The 18206-nt window shown below is 39.2% G+C and carries 14 protein-coding genes and 1 pseudogene; 5 read left to right on the top strand and 10 right to left on the bottom strand.

Features of this window, described 5'->3' with window-relative positions:
• Window positions 1-16 precede the first annotated feature (16 nt).
• The 4 genes from pflA to P3L40_RS15470 all read right to left on the bottom strand — a co-directional run bounded on the left by pflA (window position 17) and on the right by P3L40_RS15470 (window position 5545).
• The gene (gene pflA / locus P3L40_RS15485; protein ID WP_004256303.1) at window positions 17-814 is read right to left on the bottom strand and encodes a pyruvate formate lyase 1-activating protein; all 798 of its coding nucleotides are present in this window, start codon (window positions 812-814) and stop codon (window positions 17-19) included.
• A 284-nt stretch (window positions 815-1098) separates the two neighbouring features.
• A complete protein-coding gene (gene pflB, locus P3L40_RS15480; RefSeq protein WP_004256301.1) occupies window positions 1099-3381 on the bottom strand; it encodes a formate C-acetyltransferase in 2283 nt (760 codons plus the stop codon).
• 70 nt (window positions 3382-3451) lie between these two features.
• Window positions 3452-4309, bottom strand: coding sequence for a formate transporter FocA (gene focA / locus P3L40_RS15475; protein WP_004256299.1), 858 nt, complete (start codon window positions 4307-4309; stop codon window positions 3452-3454).
• 462 nt (window positions 4310-4771) lie between these two features.
• Window positions 4772-5545: an IclR family transcriptional regulator gene (locus P3L40_RS15470; RefSeq protein ID WP_094960677.1), complete on the bottom strand. Its 774-nt coding sequence runs from the start codon at window positions 5543-5545 to the stop codon at window positions 4772-4774.
• A gap of 345 nt (window positions 5546-5890) precedes the next feature.
• Here P3L40_RS15470 and P3L40_RS15465 point away from each other — a divergent pair, with 345 nt between their 5' ends.
• The 3 genes from P3L40_RS15465 to P3L40_RS15455 are packed head-to-tail and all read left to right on the top strand — an operon-like array spanning window position 5891 to window position 9769.
• Window positions 5891-6784: a dihydrodipicolinate synthase family protein gene (locus P3L40_RS15465; protein ID WP_112308220.1), complete on the top strand. Its 894-nt coding sequence runs from the start codon at window positions 5891-5893 to the stop codon at window positions 6782-6784.
• Window positions 6785-6835: 51 nt separating this feature from the next.
• A complete protein-coding gene (locus P3L40_RS15460) occupies window positions 6836-8149 on the top strand; it encodes an MFS transporter (protein ID WP_004256294.1) in 1314 nt (437 codons plus the stop codon).
• A 24-nt stretch (window positions 8150-8173) separates the two neighbouring features.
• Window positions 8174-9769, top strand: coding sequence for a UxaA family hydrolase (locus tag P3L40_RS15455; RefSeq protein ID WP_136134454.1), 1596 nt, complete (start codon window positions 8174-8176; stop codon window positions 9767-9769).
• Between the two features lie 67 nt (window positions 9770-9836).
• Here P3L40_RS15455 and ycaO read toward each other — a convergent pair whose 3' ends face one another.
• Window positions 9837-11591, bottom strand: coding sequence for a 30S ribosomal protein S12 methylthiotransferase accessory factor YcaO (gene ycaO / locus P3L40_RS15450; RefSeq protein ID WP_210852864.1), 1755 nt, complete (start codon window positions 11589-11591; stop codon window positions 9837-9839).
• A gap of 194 nt (window positions 11592-11785) precedes the next feature.
• Here ycaO and ansB point away from each other — a divergent pair, with 194 nt between their 5' ends.
• Both ansB and chiP read left to right on the top strand, forming a co-directional pair.
• Window positions 11786-12829: an L-asparaginase 2 gene (gene ansB / locus P3L40_RS15445; protein ID WP_136134455.1), complete on the top strand. Its 1044-nt coding sequence runs from the start codon at window positions 11786-11788 to the stop codon at window positions 12827-12829.
• 537 nt (window positions 12830-13366) lie between these two features.
• Window positions 13367-14764, top strand: a complete 1398-nt coding sequence (gene chiP, locus P3L40_RS15440; RefSeq protein WP_136134456.1) for a chitoporin ChiP — start codon at window positions 13367-13369, stop codon at window positions 14762-14764.
• A 175-nt stretch (window positions 14765-14939) separates the two neighbouring features.
• Here chiP and P3L40_RS15435 read toward each other — a convergent pair whose 3' ends face one another.
• The 5 genes and pseudogenes from P3L40_RS15435 to P3L40_RS15415 all read right to left on the bottom strand — a co-directional run.
• Window positions 14940-15473 (bottom strand): polymer-forming cytoskeletal protein, encoded by a 534-nt coding sequence (locus P3L40_RS15435; RefSeq protein WP_226616972.1) that lies wholly within the window; start codon window positions 15471-15473, stop codon window positions 14940-14942.
• 636 nt (window positions 15474-16109) lie between these two features.
• On the bottom strand, window positions 16110-16559 hold the full coding sequence (gene fur / locus P3L40_RS15430; protein ID WP_004256285.1) for a ferric iron uptake transcriptional regulator: 450 nt from the start codon (window positions 16557-16559) through the stop codon (window positions 16110-16112).
• A 269-nt stretch (window positions 16560-16828) separates the two neighbouring features.
• Window positions 16829-17356, bottom strand: a complete 528-nt coding sequence (gene fldA / locus P3L40_RS15425; RefSeq protein ID WP_004256261.1) for a flavodoxin FldA — start codon at window positions 17354-17356, stop codon at window positions 16829-16831.
• Between the two features lie 154 nt (window positions 17357-17510).
• A complete protein-coding gene (ybfE, locus tag P3L40_RS15420; RefSeq protein WP_004256256.1) occupies window positions 17511-17804 on the bottom strand; it encodes a LexA regulated protein in 294 nt (97 codons plus the stop codon).
• Window positions 17805-17973: 169 nt separating this feature from the next.
• Window positions 17974-18198, bottom strand: a pseudogene (locus P3L40_RS15415) (type I secretion system permease/ATPase); the annotation flags it as partial.
• Window positions 18199-18206 lie beyond the last annotated feature (8 nt).

Below are 18206 nucleotides of genomic sequence, written 5' to 3'. Positions count from 1 at the left end.
AAGAGCCTCAAATTGGTTAGTACATTACTTTGTGACCATAACTTTCTAGAATACTTTTAACTCGCTCCATCACTTCTTTTGATGGTGGTCTAACGCCATCTAGTTTGTATTCTTCACCCATGGTTTCCCATTTGTGTTTACCGAGTTCGTGGTAGGGTAGTAATTCGATTTTTTCGATATTGCTCATATCTTTGGTAAATTCGCCCAGTAAATGTACTGAATGGTCATCATCACTCCAACCCGGCACGACAACATAGCGTACCCAAGTTTTCTGGTTGCGTTTGGCAAGGTAACGAGCAAATTCCAAAGTACGATGGTTAGAAACACCCACTAATTTTTGATGAATTTCATCATCGATTTGCTTTAAATCTAACATCACTAAGTCAGTGACATCCATCAGTTCATCAATCACTGGGTCGTAGCGGCGCACGAATCCATTGGTATCAAGGCAAGTATGAATATTTTCTTTTTTACAGGCACGGAACCAGTCACGTACAAATTCAGCTTGTAAGATAGCTTCTCCGCCTGAGGCGGTAACACCTCCGCCAGTCGCATTCATAAAGTGGCGATAGGTTACGGCTTCTTTCATTAATTCTTCAACGGTAACAATGTTGCCACCGTGGGTATCCCAAGTATCGCGGTTATGGCAATACAGGCAGCGCATTAAGCAGCCTTGGAAAAACACAATAAAACGGATCCCAGGACCATCAACGGTTCCGCATGATTCAAATGAATGAATACGGCCGAGTGTGGTTGGGGTTTCTGTCACATTAGTCGTCGCTATTGTTTTGGTTTTAGTATCATCGATAGACATAGCAGGCACTCCAAAATATCCTTCATACCGCAAACTTTAGAGCAAAAATATCGTTGCTGGTATAGATAAAAAGACCCCGTAAAGCGGGGTCTCAGACTGCTGACAAACATATTATGTTTGGCGGCAAGTTTAATAGGTTTTGAAAATAAACTAGGAAAATCAATTTATTGATTTTCGGCTGATAACACAAAGCGGGAAAAACCACGTTTTTATCCCGCTTTGTCAACAACCTCAGACCCCGTAAAGCGGGGTCTTTAATTTACTTTATTTTAATGAGCTAATTATTACATTGTACTGGTGAAAGTACGAGTAATAACGTCTTGCTGTTGTTCTTTAGTCAGTGAGTTGAAACGTACAGCATAACCAGATACACGGATAGTCAGTTGTGGGTACTTCTCTGGGTTTTCCATTGCATCTAACAGCATTTCACGGTTCATAACGTTAACGTTCAGGTGCTGGCCGCCTTCAATAGACGCTTCGTGGTGGAAGTAACCATCCATCAGACCTGCTAAGTTAGTTTTACGAACATCATCATCTTTACCTAACGCATTCGGTACGATAGAGAAAGTATATGAAATACCATCTTTCGCGTAAGCAAATGGCAGTTTAGCAACAGAAGTCAGTGAAGCTACCGCACCTTTTTGGTCACGACCGTGCATTGGGTTTGCACCTGGTCCGAATGGTGCACCTGCACGACGGCCATCTGGTGTATTACCTGTTTTTTTACCATACACAACGTTAGATGTGATGGTCAGAATTGACTGAGTTGGTACCGCGTTACGGTAAGTAGGCAGTTTCTGAATTTTCTTCATGAAACGTTCAACTAAGTCACACGCGATATCATCTACACGAGAGTCGTTGTTACCAAATTGTGGATATTCACCTTCGATTTCGAAGTCGATAGCGATACCGTCTTCATCACGAATTGGTTTAACTTTCGCATATTTGATTGCAGACAGTGAGTCAGCAGCAACAGATAGACCCGCAATACCACAAGCCATGGTGCGATAAACATCACGGTCATGTAACGCCATCAGTGAAGCTTCATAGCTGTATTTATCGTGCATGAAGTGGATGCAGTTCAGTGCAGTGACGTACTGAGTTGCTAACCAATCCATGAAGTGGTCCATTTGGTTCATCACAGTATCGAAATCTAAGACCTCGTCCATGATTGGTGCATGTTTAGGACCAACTTGCATTTTCAGTTTTTCATCAACACCACCGTTGATGGTATACAGCATGGTTTTCGCTAAGTTTGCGCGAGCACCGAAGAACTGCATTTGTTTACCAACAATCATTGGGCTGACGCAACATGCAATTGCGTAGTCATCGTTATTGAAGTCTGGACGCATCAGGTCATCATTTTCATACTGAACTGATGAGGTATCGATAGACACTTTAGCTGCGAATTTTTTGAAATTCATTGGCAGTTTTTCTGACCACAGGATAGTCATGTTTGGCTCAGGAGATGGGCCCATGGTATACAGTGTGTTCAGGAAACGGAATGTGCTTTTCGTTACCAGAGTACGGCCATCAAGGCCCATACCTGCTAATGATTCAGTTGCCCAGATTGGGTCACCAGAGAACAGCTCATCGTATTCAGGAGTACGTAAGAAACGTACCATACGCAGTTTCATGACTAAGTGGTCAATCAATTCTTGCGCTTGTTGTTCGGTGATTTTACCTGCTTCTAAGTCACGTTGGATATACACGTCTAAGAAGGTAGAAACACGACCAAATGACATTGCAGCACCGTTTTGTGATTTAACAGCGGCTAAGTAACCGAAGTAAGTCCACTGTACTGCTTCTTGTGCGTTTGTTGCTGGTGCAGAAATATCGTAACCGTATTTTGCAGCCATTTCTTTCATTTGACCCAATGCACGGTGCTGTTCAGCAATTTCTTCGCGCAGTTGGATAGTCATTTGTAGGTCTTCACCTTTTTCTAATCTTTCTTGCAAAGAGGTGAATTGGTTAAATTTGTCTTTCATCAGGAAATCAATACCGTACAGTGCAACACGACGGTAGTCACCGATGATACGACCACGACCATATGCATCAGGTAGACCAGTTAAGATACCTGATTTACGGCATTTTAAGATGTCTGGCGTGTAAACGTCGAAAACACCTTGGTTGTGAGTTTTACGGTATTCAGTGAAGATTTTTTTGATTTCTGGATCTAAAGTACGGTCGTAAGCTTTGCATGAGCCTTCAACCATTTTGATACCACCGAATGGGATAAGACCACGTTTCAGAGGTGCGTCAGTTTGCAAGCCAACGACTTTTTCTAATTCTTTAGTAATGTAACCTGCATCATGAGAAGTGATGGTTGAAGCGACATCAGTGTCAAAATCAACTGGCGCATGAGTGCGGTTTTCGATTTTGATCCCTTCCATGACTTTATCCCACAACGTGTCAGTTGCTGGAGTAGAGCCTGCTAAGAAAGATTCATCACCTTCATATGGAGTGTAGTTTTTCTGGATGAAGTCACGTACGTTGACGTTATTCTGCCAGTCACCTTGGTTAAAACCTTGCCATGCTAAAGCGAATTTTTCATTTAACTCGGACATGATACTTTTACCTTTTAACAATGGATCTTTTAGGGATCTTAATAAATCTTTTCGTGTGTGTCAGTGGCTATTAATGTTTTTGGCCACTACGTAAATGCATAAACCAATAAATGAGGCCGACTAAAATCGCACCGCCAATAATATTTCCGATAGTGACTGGAATTAAGTTATCTGTAATAAAGTTACCAACCGTTAGGTGTGAAAATTGGTCAGGAGACATATTTATTTGAGACCAATATTCAGCGGGGGCGAACTCTTTAATCATAATGCCTAACGGGATCATGAACATGTTTGCGATACTATGCTCAAAACCGCTCGCTACGAACATCGCGACAGGTAACACTAGAACGACCAGTTTATCAGTTAAACTACGGCCGGAGTAACTCATCCAAACCGCAAGGCAAACCATTAAGTTTGCTAAAATTCCTAATGTAACCGCTTCAATAAAGGTATGGTGTAATTTATGGCTGGTGGTTTGTAAGACATTTAACCCCCATTGACCATTGGCTGCGGTGTATTGTCCTGCAAACCAAATCAGTGCAACAAAGAATAACGCACCAATTAAGTTACCAATATAGACATTAAACCAGTTACGGAACATTTGCCCCCAAGTAATTCTTCCTGTGGCTTTTGAGACGATAGTGAGTACGGTGGAGGTGAAAAGATCTGCGCCACATACAACCACTAACATCAGACCTAAGGAGAAACAAATCCCGCCAATAAGTTTAGTGAAACCATAAGGCGCTTCAGCTGCCCCGGTTGTTGCTGTGATATAGAATACAAACGCGATAGAGATAAAAATACCGGCAGTGAATGCTGACAAGTAAGTAATTGCAGGATGTTTATTTGCCTTATAAAAAGAGGCATCATCTGCGACTTGCGCCATTACAGCAGGTGGCAATAAATTAAAAGGGTTGTCAGCTTTCATACCAACACTCTCTTACAAAGTTGATTAATTATAGCACGCAATAATAGTAACAAAGGGGTGAATTGATAAATTTGATATGGATCATGAACTCTCTAGAGAGAGCGGTAAAAATGGTTAGTAAATTGTTAAATTTGAATCTATCTTGTTGATATATAAGGTTTAAATATTTTTTAAAATTTATTGAAAATTTTTATAAAGTCAGTTTTGAGCATTAAAATAAGTAAAAATATACGCGTAAATGTTAACTATTTAAGATGAATATGATCCTTTTGGCATATAATTTAACTTATGTTTGCATAATACCCTATTTAATTCAGGGGGATTCCGATATATATTCCTTAGCCAAACCGTATTTCTGCAATATTTATCTAACAATAATGTAAATAATAAAAGATTCGTATAAATGAATCTACAAATGAAAGTGATATATGTTAACTAATCAAACAGCTTTTAATGTTATGGCTAGGTATAAAACTCAATATCTTCGAGTGTGTTCAATTCTTGCTCAATACGTTCACGACTTGCTAAAAGTGTTTTGATGACTTGGTTCACTTTGGATTCATCAATGCGGAAAGTTGGGATAGACACACTAATTGCAGCTATGATTTTATCCCGCTGACGCAATGCAACAGCATAGCAGGTCGTTTCTTCATTTATTTCTTTATTATCAACGGCATAATTATTTTCACGAACTGCGTTAAGCTGTAGGCGCAGTTCAGCCAAAGTTTGCACACTGTATTGGGTTAACGGGGTAAAACCTGAAGGATAAAGCTCGGAAATTTGTTGGTCACTGTAGTTAAAAATCATGGCCTTACCAAGTGCCGAGTAAATAGCAGGCAAACGAGTACCAATATTAGAGATTAATTGGACCTTTTGGGCTGATTGGACTTTATCAATGTATAGTACATCGGCACCGTCTAAAATCCCCATTTGACACACTTCATTGCATTCATCAACAATATGTACCATTTCCCGATGAACCATTTTTAGCCAATAGGATTTTTCGAAAAATGAGCGGGAAAGGAGTGAGCAGGCGATACCTAAATAATACAGCTGGCTATTGTCATCATAATTAATATATCGATGTTCAACCAACGTTTTTAAGATAGGATAAATAGTCCCCTTTAAGATTTGTGTTTTATCAGAAAGTTGTGTCAAAGAAAGCCCAGTATTTTCAGCCGATAAAACTTGCAGTATTTCTAATACCCGAATTGTCGGCATGTGCCCCGTAGACATTAAACCACCTCACTGATTAATTTTGTCGCTATTCTAGGTTTAAAATACCACTATGTAAATCATCTCAGGAATACGTTTAATCTCAAATTGGTCATACCTGTTAATGGCTCAAGTCGCAATAAAGACGTGACTCTGTTCAAAATTTAGTAATAAAAAAATCATTTTTTAGCCAGCCTAATTGCTATTTCTTTTCTTTAAATTCTTTTTAATCAAATAATTATGTGAGATTTATATATAAATTGGATGAATTTGACTCAATCCATAATTCATGATTTCTTGTTTATTGTTTTTATTTATGAATGTGGTTTGTATATATGAACAATAATATATAAGGAGATTACCGGTATGGAAAGTCGTTATATCACTCCAGTAGTGACCATCTTTGATGACAAAGGTCGAGTGGATATAGAACAAAACATACGTGTTTATGATTCATTGAAAGGCAAAGTCTCCGGTTTTGTCACAATGGGAAGCACGGGGGAATTTTTTGCGCTTAATATGCAGAGCTCAAAAACACTAATCGACCTATGTAGTCGTTACCCAAAGGAGGAAATGCGTGTTTATGCAGGAGCAAGCCGCCTTGATGTGCAAGAGTCGGTTGAATTGGCTAACTATGCATATGAAAAAGGAATCGATGGGGTGATGATCATTAGCCCATATTATTTTCCGCTGGATGATGAAGGTGTTTTCCGTTTTTACAGCACGATAGCAGCCAAAACATCTGCTAACATTTTCATTTATAACTTCCCTGAACGAACAGGTTATTCTGTCTCTCCAGATGTTTGCCTACGTTTAGCGGATAAATATCCCAATATCATCGGGTTGAAAGATACCATTCCTGACACGACTCATACCGCCCAAGTGATTGAAACGGTGAAAACCCGCTTACCTCATTTTGAGGTATATGCAGGTTACGATAATAACTTTGCTCATGTGGTTTTATCGGGGGGAAATGGTTGCATTGGTGGGCTTTCAAATATTGTTCCACAGTTTTTTGCATCGTGGATGCAGGCGTTTATCCAGGGTGATTTAGCATTAGTGGCAAAACACCAACAACGAGTAGACCAATTGATGGCTATATATGGTGTCAATGCACCATTTATCCCAACCTTTAAAAAAGCATTGCAGCTAAAAGGTGTGGTTAATTCAGACTATTGTACAGCGCCATTTATTGGCTTGAACAATATACAGATTGAGCAACTTCAGCAGTTATTAACCCTTGCTGATTCACCGCTCTGACCTTTCCTGAATCAAACACAATAGAACATCTTACCAACAGGGAAAAATATCATGGCGACAACGAAAGCTTATAACAATCCTGTTTTAAATTCTGCGATAGCCAAATCGTGGAAACGTTTAGTACCTCTGATGTTTATTTTGTATTTTGTTGCATTTATTGACCGTGTGAATGTCGGTTTTGCTAAAGATGCGATGCAAGTCGACATTGGTTTATCCGATTCTGCTTTTGCTTTTGGTGCAGGTATTTTCTTTGCGGCATATGCGTTATTTGGTATTCCCGCTAACTTAATTTTAAACAAAATAGGGGCGCAAAAATGGCTAAGTATTACGACAGTTATCTGGGGCGTTCTGTCTGCAATGACAGGTTTTGTCACCAATGAGACGCAATTTATTATTTTACGTTTCTTATTGGGGTTGGGGGAAGCCGGTTTTTATCCAGGTATTCTATTATTAGCTTCCATTTATTTCCCCAATAATGTACGCGGGTCCGTAATTGGAATCTTTGTTTTAGGCGTACCTTTGGCGTTGACACTGGGCTCGCCATTATCCGGCGCGTTACTGGAATTGCATGGTTGGTTAGGTCGGCCGGGTTGGTTCTGGATGTTTGTCATTGAAGGCCTTCCCGCTGTTGTGATTGGTATTTTTGCCTTCTTTTATTTGGATGATAGCCCTGAAAAAGCCCGTTTTTTAACCGAAGAAGAGAAAAAAGCCCTAACTGAACAATTAGCTAAAGAAAATGCAAAAACTGAAACCACATCAGTATTATCTGCACTAAAAAATATCAAAGTTTGGCACCTTGCACTGATTTACGGCACGATCCAAATTTCAGTATACGGTTTGATGTTCTTTCTGCCTTCCCAAGTTGCGTCCTTAATGGGGGAAAGCTTAGGCTTTAAACAATCCTTAGTTGCGGCAATACCTTGGGCTTGTTCTGCATTTGGAGTGTATTACATTCCTCGTTTTGCCGACCGTCATCCAACTCGTCGTATCGAAATCTCAGTTCTGTGTATGTTAGCCGCAGCATTAGGTTTGGCATTGTCAGCATTTGCGAGCCCTGTTTTTGCTATTGCGGCGTTATGTTTAAGCGCTGTTGGTTTTTTATCCGTTCAACCGGTGTTTTGGACGTTTCCACCTCAGTTATTAAGTGGCCCTGCATTAGCAGCAGGAATTGGTTTCTGTACCACCATGGGGGCATTCTGTTCATTCCTCGCACCAATCATTCGCGTGGAAGTCGATAAAATGATGAATAGCAATACCGCAGGTATCGTGACATTAGCGGTGATCACCGTCGGTTGTGCCGTTTTAATCGCATTACTTAAAAAAAACACTCATAACAACAACCTCAAAGCATTGTCATCTAACTAATGACAATTTTTAGGAAGGTGTGACATGCAAAAAATTCTCAAAATTGATGAGAGCGACAACCTAATTGTTGCTTTGAAAGACCTGCAAGCAGGCGATATCTACCACTGGGGAAGTGAAGAAGTGACCCTAGTGACCGATGTGAAAGCAAAACACAAGTTCGCCATGGAAGCGATACCCGTTGATGGTATTGTTTCGATGTATGGTACTGCAGTAGGAAAAGCCACAAAGCCAATCGCAAAAGGTGAAGTTATCACAGTCGATAATATTCGCCACTATGCAGCTCCGGTTTCTTTAGAGCAAGATGCGCCATATGAGTGGAATGCGCCAGATGTATCGGCATATCAAGGACGTACATTTAAAGGCTATATACGTGAAGATGGGCGAGTGGGAACTGCAAACTATTGGTTAATCTTTCCATTAGTATTTTGTGAAAACCGCAATGTAACAAAGCTCACTGATGCCTTAAATGAGGCATTAGGTTATACCAATAATAGTTTGAAAAACTTTGCGTTAGATTTAACCGCAGGCGAGCAAAGGGAAGCCGCAAAACCTAAATTATTCCCACATATAGAAGGTGTGCGTTGCATTACGGTCACGAGTGGTTGTGGTGGGGCGACTTCTGACAGTAAGACAATGTGTGATGTGCTTGCTGCCTATGCAGATCACCCTAATGTGATTGGTATTACGGTGTTTAGTTTGGGCTGCGAAAAAGCACAGCGCAAAATGTTTAAAGAGTCACTTGCTGCTCGAAACTCCAATTTTAATAAGCCTGCACTTTACTTCCGCCAGCAAGAATGGAATAGCGAAGAAGAAATGATGCAAACCGCTTTGAAGCAAACTTATGAGTGCATGAAGGCTGCCGAACCACAGTCCCGTGTGGATGTTCCGTTGTCTCATTTAAAACTCGGTGTGAAATGTGGCGCTTCTGACGGTTTTTCTGGTATTTCGGGTAATCCTGCGATGGGGCTAGTTTCTGATTGGTTAGTGACCTTGGGGGGCGCATCAGGTTTAGCTGAATTCCCTGAATTGTGTGGTGCAGAAGGGGACATGGTGAAACGGTGCGTGTCTTTTGAGGATAAGAGAAAATTCTTAGACTTGATGGAGCGTTATGAAAAGACAGCAAATTTCTTTAATACTACGATTGCCGATAACCCGAGTCCCGGTAATATTGCAGATGGATTAATAACAGATGCAATTAAATCGACGGGAGCGGCTAAAAAAGGCGGAACGTCGCCGATTAGTGCGGTGTGTGACTATGCGGAGCCTATGCCTGACAGCGGGTTATCATTAGTTTGCACGCCGGGTAATGATGTTGATGCGGTTACCGGCCTTGTTGCTGCGGGGTGTAATGTGGTTATTTTTTCAACAGGACTTGGAACTCCTACAGGGAACCCGATTGTGCCAGTTTTAAAAATATCGACGAATAGTGCCATTGCAGAGCGTCTGTCAGACATAATTGATTATGATTGCGGGCCAATTATTGATGGGGTTCCACTACCAACAATTAGTAAAGGGTTATTTGAACGGGTGATTGAAACGGCAAGCGGTGACTATCAAGTTCAAGCGGATCGATTAGAACAGTTTGATTTCTTATTATGGAAACGTTCATTGGATTTATAATTAACACAAACCAATAAATTGTGAAAATGTTGACGGGGTAATTTCCCCGTCAACGATTCAATTCACATTATGCATTATCACGCTTTGCTTTTTGCAGCTTTTCATAAGCTGCCAGCAAGGCTTGGTGTGCAGGAAGTGCTTTCAGTTCTTCGTCAATCGACCACAAACCATAGAAGCATGATTCCCCAGCGATAGCAGCGGATGCTGCGTCTACTGCCTCTTGCCCATACATACGTACAAATGCGTTGTAGTATTGCGCAGGGTCACGCTCTTCTTCTTGGGATAACAACAACAGGGTTTGCAAGCAACGATAATAATTTGCACGCTCAGCAGTAAATACGGAGCTATTGAAGTCTTGTGTCCATTCAACCCAAGCAAGTGCTTGCTCGAGATCACCACCAGCCAGTGCCAACATGGATTTTAGTTCGCCAATACGCAGGTTACTCCACCCATTGTCTTTACCTACAGCCAAACCAAGTAATTCACGAACACGGGTAAAATCATCTAAACCGTCATCATCTAATTGCTCAATAAGGGCAAGATAATCTTGTTTTTCCCATTGGCTATCAGGTAGGTTGATAATCGTGTCACGTAAATAAACACCCATCGCGTTATTGGCGATATGTAAGTCTTCTACTGGGTAAATATCAGACATACCTGGGACTAAAATACGGCAAGCGTAGACACCCAAATGGTTATAATCTGCAATATAGACTTCAGCATCTAATGTATTGAAAATACTAATAAGCGTTGCAAATTCTTCTTGAGTTGTGCCTTTAAAGCTCCAATCTGCAAAGGCATAATCGGCATCATCTTTAAACAAATCCCAGCTAATTAAACCGCTTGAATCAATAAAGTGAGTTTCAAGGTTTGTGTGTTCAGCCACTTCTTCGTCATCAAAGGTCGGTGCATTAAATACATCGAGGTCTTTTAAGCCACGGCCTTGTAGCAGTTCGGTGACTGTACGTTCAAGGGCAACACCAAAGTCAGGATGAGCACCAAATGAGGCAAAACAAGTCCCGTTCTGTGGATTGAACAACACCACACAAATTACAGGGTATTGGCCGCCTAGTGATGCGTCATAACAGAAAATTGGAAAACCTTCTTTTTCTAAGGTTTCAACGGCTTCAACTACCGCAGGATAACGAGCCATGACGTCAGCAGGGATAGCCGGTAAGCTAATACTTTCAGCAATGATTTTATTTTTAACAAAGCGTTCAAAGACTTCGGAAAGGCCTTGTACACGCGCTTCGTTGGCGGTATTTCCCGCAGACATTCCGTTGGAAACATATAGGTTGCCAACGATATTCATTGGAATATATACGGTTTGATTGTCTGATTGGCGGGTAAATGGCAGGGCGCAGATACCACGTTCTTCATTGCCGGATTGTAAGTCAATTAATTGGCTGGCGGCTAAGGCGTTGTCGGGGTCATAAAATTTAATCAAACGATTGTCTAATAACCCTTCAGGTAAACTATCATCTTCGGTTAGTGGAAACCATTTTTCATTAGGGTAATGAACAAAATCCCCTTCTGCGATAGATTTACCAAGGTAAAAGTCCGCAAAGAAGTAATTCGTTGATAAACGCTCAAAATACTCACCAAGCGCTGAGGCTAATGCGGCTTTTTTGCTCGCTCCTTTACCATTAGTAAAGCAAAGGGGACACGCTTTATCGCGGATATGTACAGACCAAACGTTGGGTACAGGGTTTAACCAAGAGGCTTCTTCAATATCAAATCCTAATTTCTTTAATTTGGTTTGAAATGCATCGATGGAATCTTCAAGAGCGGCATCTTTGCCGGGAATAAAAGTTTGGCTCATTGTCAGTCACTTGTGAATAGAGTGTTTCAAACGGCTTATGATACGGATTTTTGTCGCAAGCCTCACGCTTTTTATTTATTCACAGATAAATCATCTTAAAATTCATTATTTATCCTAAAATAATTGTATAGGTCACATAAAGTTCAGCATAATTCCACATAATAACTGAAGTTTATTAATGAAAGGAAAATAGGATGAAAAACAGAAATAAAGCGCTTTTGGCGACATTGGTTTCACTGTTTGCCGTATCCGCTATCGCTCAACCTAATATTACGGTATTGGCGACAGGGGGAACGATAGCAGGTGGCGGTGATTCAGCCACATCTTCCAGTTATCAAGCGGGTAAAGTAGGGATTGATGCTTTAATTAATGCAGTGCCAGAAACCAAAAAAATTGCCAATTTAAGTGGTGAGCAATTGGTGAATATTGGTTCACAAGATATGAATGACCAAGTCTGGCTGACCCTCGCGAAAAAAATTAACCAAGATTGCGATAAAACAGATGGTTTTGTAATCACTCATGGTACTGATACTTTAGAAGAAACGGCATTTTTCCTTGATTTAACCACGCAATGTAAAAAGCCAATTGTCTTGGTTGGTGCAATGCGTCCTTCAACAGCTTTGGGCGCTGATGGTCCTTTGAACCTGTATAATGCAGTAGTTTTAGCGACGGATAAGTCTGCTGGAGAGCGCGGTGTTCTGATGGCAATGAACGATAAAGTCGTGCAAGGCCGTAATGTGATGAAAATGAGCACCACTGAAGTACAGGCATTTGATGCAGTTAATGGTGGGGCAGAAGGTTTTATTCATGATGGTAAAGTCACTTATTTCCAAGCAGCGCAACCTCGTGATGACAAAGCGGCATTCGATGTCAGTAAACTCGAAAAGCTCCCTGCGGTAGGCATTGTTTACAATTATGCCAATGCATCAGCGGCTCCGGTGAAAGCTTTGAGAGAAGAAGGGGTTGAAGGGATTGTAAGCGCGGGTGTGGGTAACGGTAATATGTATAAAGTGGTATTTGACGCTTTAGCAAAAGCAGCGAAAGAAGACGTGGTTGTCGTTCGTTCAAGCCGTGTACCAACAGGTTATACGACAAGAAATGCTGAAGTGGATGATAACTTATATGGTTTTGTTGCTTCAGAAAGGTTGAACCCGCAAAAAGCGCGTGTATTGCTTCAGTTAGCCTTAACTCAGACTAAAGATCCTCAGCAAATTCAGGCATTATTCGAAAAATATTAATTATCAAAACAAGTGTTAATTTAATACAGCGGGGTGCAGTAGCCTGTACCCCGTTAGCTTTATTGTTTGTTAAGAAATTTTATACTTACGTATGTTATTTTTCAGTACAACAACATTTATCCTAATTATTTGACTCAGTAATCTGAGCTTTTTTAAGGCAATTAGGTCAATGTGGTGATAGAACTTTGAGAATTCCTACAAAATAGGAAAAATTAAGGTACAAACAGTTAATTTATTGATTTTATCTTAAACCCTTTCTTATGTGTATTCCCTACATATTTTTTATATTTATCAATTCATTACATTTTATTTTTAGCAAGGTCATCACTGGTGATAATGGCAATTAATTAAAATTAATGTGTCGTTGATCATATTTTGGCAACAAAGCCTGTATCTGTGTTGATAATTCGCGTTGCAAAAAATAGGCTAAATACATCGCAAGAGGCATAACTCATTGTGAATATTTAGATTTAAATGGAAAGTTAAATCGTATTTCGGCCGAAAAATAAAATTAAAAAATATTAGAGGAATACAAGAATGGTTAATAAAAATGTCAATACTGGCAGGAAATTGCTCGTCTTAAAAATCGCAATAGCGATGCTACCTATTGGTTACCAGCCAATCATGCATGCGGAGCAATTTTTTGAAGATTCAAAACTTACTGGTGGCCTTTACTACTGGCAACGAGATCGTTCACGTAAAGATTTAGACCCTAATAGTGATAAATATAAAAAGTATGCGGATAATCTTAAACACTCAACGTTTAATGCCAGCCTAGATTTCTCATCCGGCTATTTTCAGGACATTATTGGGCTTGATTTAGCGGGTTTTACAGCTATTGAGCTATCGAACAGTGGGCCTGCTGCACCAAATGAAATTGGTTTTAGTGACGCAAAATCACGTTGGGATGAAAAATGGACAGGGGATCGTAGTGGTGTGACTTTTTATAAAGCGGCCGCAAAATTGAAATATGGCCCTTTCTGGGGGAGAGGTGGCTATATTCAACCAACGGGACAAACGCTATTAGCATCCCATTGGAGTTATATGCCTGGAACATACCGTGGATTAGAGGTGGGCGGGGTGTTTGATTTTGAGCAAAATGGTGAACTCAGCATGTCCTATATGTGGACCGACCGCTATAAAGCACCTTGGTACCGCAGTATGTATGATTTTCGTGAAGCGGATGGTAAAACTGGGATCAGCTATTTACAATCAATTGGTTTCAAATATGACTTTAAAAACAACTTAGTTCTTGAAGGGGCATATGGGCAAGCAAAAAGCTATATGGACCAATATTTTGCCAAGGTTTCCTATGCTGTTCCTGTTGTAGACCGTGATTTACGTATGTCTTATCAATTTTATGGAGCAAAAGACAAGGTTTCAGACGGCGGAGTTAATGATGTTTATGACGGTTTAGCTTGGTTGCAAGCGATGACATTAGGTTATACCTACGATGAATTTGATTTTAAATTAGAGGGAACCTATGTAAAAGCTAAAGGTAATCAAGGTTATTTCCTACAGCGTATGACCCCTGGTTGGGCAACATCAAATGGCCGCATGGATATCTGGTGGGATGGCCGTTCAGACTGGAATGCTAATAATGAAAAAGCCGTTATGGCTGGTGTTATGTATGATTTAAAAAATTGGGATTTAGCTGGATGGAAAGTCGGAACCTCATATATTTATGGTTGGGATGCTAAACCAAGTACGAATAGCCAATATGCTCAAGATGTACGCTTAAAAGAAAGTGCATGGAACTTTGATATTTTATATACCGTGCAGTCAGGTAGAGCAAAAGATACGCTATTTAAGCTACATTTTACCAAATATGATAATCATACAGATATTCCGAGTTATGGTGGTGGTTATGGAAATATTTTCCAAGATGAAAAAGATATTAAGTTTATGGTAATGATGCCATTTACTGTATTCTAGAGTAGAAAATATTTTAGTAACAAATGACTGCTATAGGGGAACTATGGCAGTCATTTGCCTAGATAGGAAAGAGGTTTGCTATATATTTTAATATTAATGAGATGTTTTAATAGGTGTAAATACTGATATGAAAATTGAAAATAAGGTGGGTATATTCACCTTATTTTTATGGAGACTACAAAGAAGCGTTATTTACACTTTCATTGGGTATGATAGCGTCTTGTTTTAACTTATCTTTTAATATGGTAACTTTTTCCGATTGATGAGGAGGATTTTTAATTTGAGCATGGCCAGATAAAACCCCACCCTTTTTAATCGATAAGCTACTGTAATGGATAGTACCGTGGATTTCGCCATTATTTTCAATACAAATAGTATCAGATAAGCACTCACCTTCAATACGCCCATTAACTACCAGCTCTTTACAGGTAATATTTCCCGTGACTTGGCCGTTTAACATGACTTTAACAGTATTATCTTTTCCTGTTATATTTCCAATGACTTTTCCATAGATATGTACTTGCTCATTAGAGGTAATATTCCCTTCAAAAATAACGTCCCTAGAGATAACCGTATTCGATTTTTCTTCACTAATAGTAGGCGTTGATAGTGTAATTTGTTCTTCTATCTTTGCAGTCACTTCAGGCTCATTACTTATAGAAGGGGACGTCGATGTAGGCGTGGGCTTGTTTTGTCTTTTGGTGAACATTTTACTTACCTTTTTTTGATTGAAGTATAAGATCAAGAATAGCACTGATAATACGAACGAAAATAAGGTGATAGATAAATAGCTAAAAAACCACCCTATTAAAGTAAGAAACCAGAAGAAAAAACTTGTGTTGAGAAAAAGATATGTTTTTTTCATCAGATAATCTCTTACAAATTACTAAAATACGTAATTAGTTTAGTCAATAAATGTAATTGTGCATTTAAAGTGTATTTTAACTTTATGGCTACATTTGAATCATCAACTTTCTAAATTATAGTTAAAATAATAGAAAGGAAATAAAATAATTTTTATATAGTATGAAAAATTAGAAAACATCTATAATGTTATTTATATACCACTTTGATATATAAGTATAATTCTAGATGATAGAATATATTCATCAGTGAAATAATATAAGGGTTTTGATTTGAATTGCAACTATTATAGTTTCTAGGAAAATTTTTTATTAACTAAAAATTGTAGTGATAAATAGTTAAATTTAAGTTATTCATCATAAATTATCACTAATTGAGTGAAAAAAATATGGATATTTAAAATAAAAAACCCTGATAAAGTTTATTATCAGGGTTTTGGTATTTTTAACCATTACGTTTTATCAGCGATGGTTGAATACTATTACTCTTTTGCTTCGTGTGCGTCAGCATTATCACGGCAATCACCATCTGCGCAATGACCATATAGATATAAACTATGGTTAGATAGTTTAATGCCATGGCGAGCAGCGATATTTTTTTGGCGAGTTTCAATGGATTCGTCAGTAAACTCAATCACTTTTCCACAATCTAAACAGATTAAATGATCATGGTGATGTTGCTGAGTTAACTCGAATACAGATTTACCACCCTCGAAGTTGTGACGGGTTACGATACCTGCATCATCAAATTGGTTTAACACGCGGTATACGGTTGCTAACCCGATCTCTTCGCCCATATCGATCAGCTTTTTATAGAGATCTTCCGCACTGACGTGGTGGCACTCAGGCTCTTGAAGTACTTCCAAAATTTTTAATCTTGGAAGAGTGACTTTGAGTCCAGCATTTTTCAATGCTTTGTTGTTGTCTGTCATGCGGGTTTGTCCTGTATCTTAAATCATAAATTTAACAATAATGAGACATTTTTAACATCAATACAGTTGTCTTCTAAACTGATTTACAATTATAGGCATGGAAAATAAAAATAGAAACCATGCATTGTCTCATTATTTTGATAATCTCTTGAGAACCTATCCTATTAGGATACCTTATCGGTTATTTTAGATTACGCCACTGGCTTAAGTGATTCATTTTGTACAAGACAGTGGTGCAATCTATGGGTAAGGTTTCTTTATATGACCTATTAGCCTAAAATTTCAGCTAAAGACATTTCTTCAGAGATTTGTTTTACCCATGCATCAACACGTTCATCAGTTAGCTCAGGTTGACGATCTTCATCAATAGCTAAACCAATAAAGTGGTTGTCATCTGCCATACCTTTGGATACTTCAAAGTGATAACCTTCTGTTGGCCAATGACCAACAATAACAGCACCACGAGGCTCAATAATATCGCGGATCGTACCCATAGCATCACAGAAATATTCAGCGTAGTCTTCCTGGTCTCCACAACCAAATAAGGCGACAAGTTTACCTTCGAAATCAATTTCTTCGAGAGTAGGGAAGAAATCATCCCAATCACATTGAGCTTCACCATAATACCAAGTTGGAATACCGAGAAGTAGAATATCAAAAGCTTCAATATCTTCTTTACTGCATTTTGCGATATCGTGAACTTCTGCTACATCTTTGCCCAATCTTTCTTGGATCATTTTGGCAATATTTTCTGTGTTACCTGTGTCACTTCCGAAGAAAATGCCTATGACTGCCATAAAGTGATTAACCTCTTGTTTTTCTAAGAGGACTAGAAGTGAAAATTCGCCTTCTAGAGCCCACTTAGAACGAAAATAGATAGAATATTACGCCTTATTCTGGCGAAAAAATGATGCTAAGTCTGTCAAATTTGTGTGATTTATCAAGATAACGTTATTTGAGTATTGATGTGTTAACATGCTCAAGTTGTGACATCAAAATTTCTTCGATCAATTCACTACGGCTTATATTTTTATCTTCAGCTAACTGATTCAATATCACGACAGCTTCTTCGTTCAGTTTCAATTCAACTCTACGCAATCCTTTCACTTTATCTCGTTTCAGTTGGTTGCGTTTGTTGATCCTCAGTTGTTCATCCCGTGATAGCGGGCTTGTTTTAGGTCGCCCAGGCCTTCGTTCCTCAGCGAACAAATCTAGTGTAGTTCGATCCGTTTGTTCTTTTGCCATGTCTATAACTGCTAAAAGGGTGTGCCAGTAATTCAGCGCGCCATGATACCCTAGCTAATCCCCTTGTGCTATAGCTTCATCTACGATGATTTGGTTTAATCGGTTGTAAAATGAGCGCTTTTAGTAAAAAAGCACCACTTGCTATAGGTGTGATGCTTTTTTATCCGTGTTATTGCGTTTGTTGGCGCCATAAATTGGCGTATAAGCCATTTGATTTGAGCAAGTTTTCGTGTGTATCCATTTCGTGTACTTCTCCTTGGCAAATAACACATATCCTATCAGCATGCATAATCGTGTTGAGTCGGTGAGCAATACTAATGACTGTTCTTCCTTGCGTAATTAAAGGCATATTTTCCATAATGGCAGCTTCTGACTCGTAATCTAAAGTCGAAGTGATTTTGA

The sequence above is a fragment of the Providencia sp. PROV040 genome, from assembly GCF_032706145.1.
Taxonomy (GTDB): Bacteria; Pseudomonadota; Gammaproteobacteria; order Enterobacterales; family Enterobacteriaceae; genus Providencia; species Providencia hangzhouensis.
This window is presented reverse-complemented; position numbering and strand designations above follow the sequence as displayed.

What these genes read in the sequence shown, in the direction of transcription:
- chiP (WP_136134456.1), top strand. Translation starts at nt 13,367, where the DNA reads ATGGTTAATAAAAATGTCAATACTGGCAGGAAATTGCTCGTCTTAAAA.
- ansB (WP_136134455.1), top strand. Translation starts at nt 11,786, where the DNA reads ATGAAAAACAGAAATAAAGCGCTTTTGGCGACATTGGTTTCACTGTTT.
- pflB (WP_004256301.1), bottom strand. Translation starts at nt 3,381, where the DNA reads ATGTCCGAGTTAAATGAAAAATTCGCTTTAGCATGGCAAGGTTTTAAC.
- P3L40_RS15465 (WP_112308220.1), top strand. Translation starts at nt 5,891, where the DNA reads ATGGAAAGTCGTTATATCACTCCAGTAGTGACCATCTTTGATGACAAA.
- P3L40_RS15460 (WP_004256294.1), top strand. Translation starts at nt 6,836, where the DNA reads ATGGCGACAACGAAAGCTTATAACAATCCTGTTTTAAATTCTGCGATA.
- fur (WP_004256285.1), bottom strand. Translation starts at nt 16,559, where the DNA reads ATGACAGACAACAACAAAGCATTGAAAAATGCTGGACTCAAAGTCACT.
- P3L40_RS15435 (WP_226616972.1), bottom strand. Translation starts at nt 15,473, where the DNA reads ATGTTCACCAAAAGACAAAACAAGCCCACGCCTACATCGACGTCCCCT.
- fldA (WP_004256261.1), bottom strand. Translation starts at nt 17,356, where the DNA reads ATGGCAGTCATAGGCATTTTCTTCGGAAGTGACACAGGTAACACAGAA.
- pflA (WP_004256303.1), bottom strand. Translation starts at nt 814, where the DNA reads ATGTCTATCGATGATACTAAAACCAAAACAATAGCGACGACTAATGTG.
- P3L40_RS15455 (WP_136134454.1), top strand. Translation starts at nt 8,174, where the DNA reads ATGCAAAAAATTCTCAAAATTGATGAGAGCGACAACCTAATTGTTGCT.
- focA (WP_004256299.1), bottom strand. Translation starts at nt 4,309, where the DNA reads ATGAAAGCTGACAACCCTTTTAATTTATTGCCACCTGCTGTAATGGCG.
- P3L40_RS15470 (WP_094960677.1), bottom strand. Translation starts at nt 5,545, where the DNA reads ATGTCTACGGGGCACATGCCGACAATTCGGGTATTAGAAATACTGCAA.
- ybfE (WP_004256256.1), bottom strand. Translation starts at nt 17,804, where the DNA reads ATGGCAAAAGAACAAACGGATCGAACTACACTAGATTTGTTCGCTGAG.
- ycaO (WP_210852864.1), bottom strand. Translation starts at nt 11,591, where the DNA reads ATGAGCCAAACTTTTATTCCCGGCAAAGATGCCGCTCTTGAAGATTCC.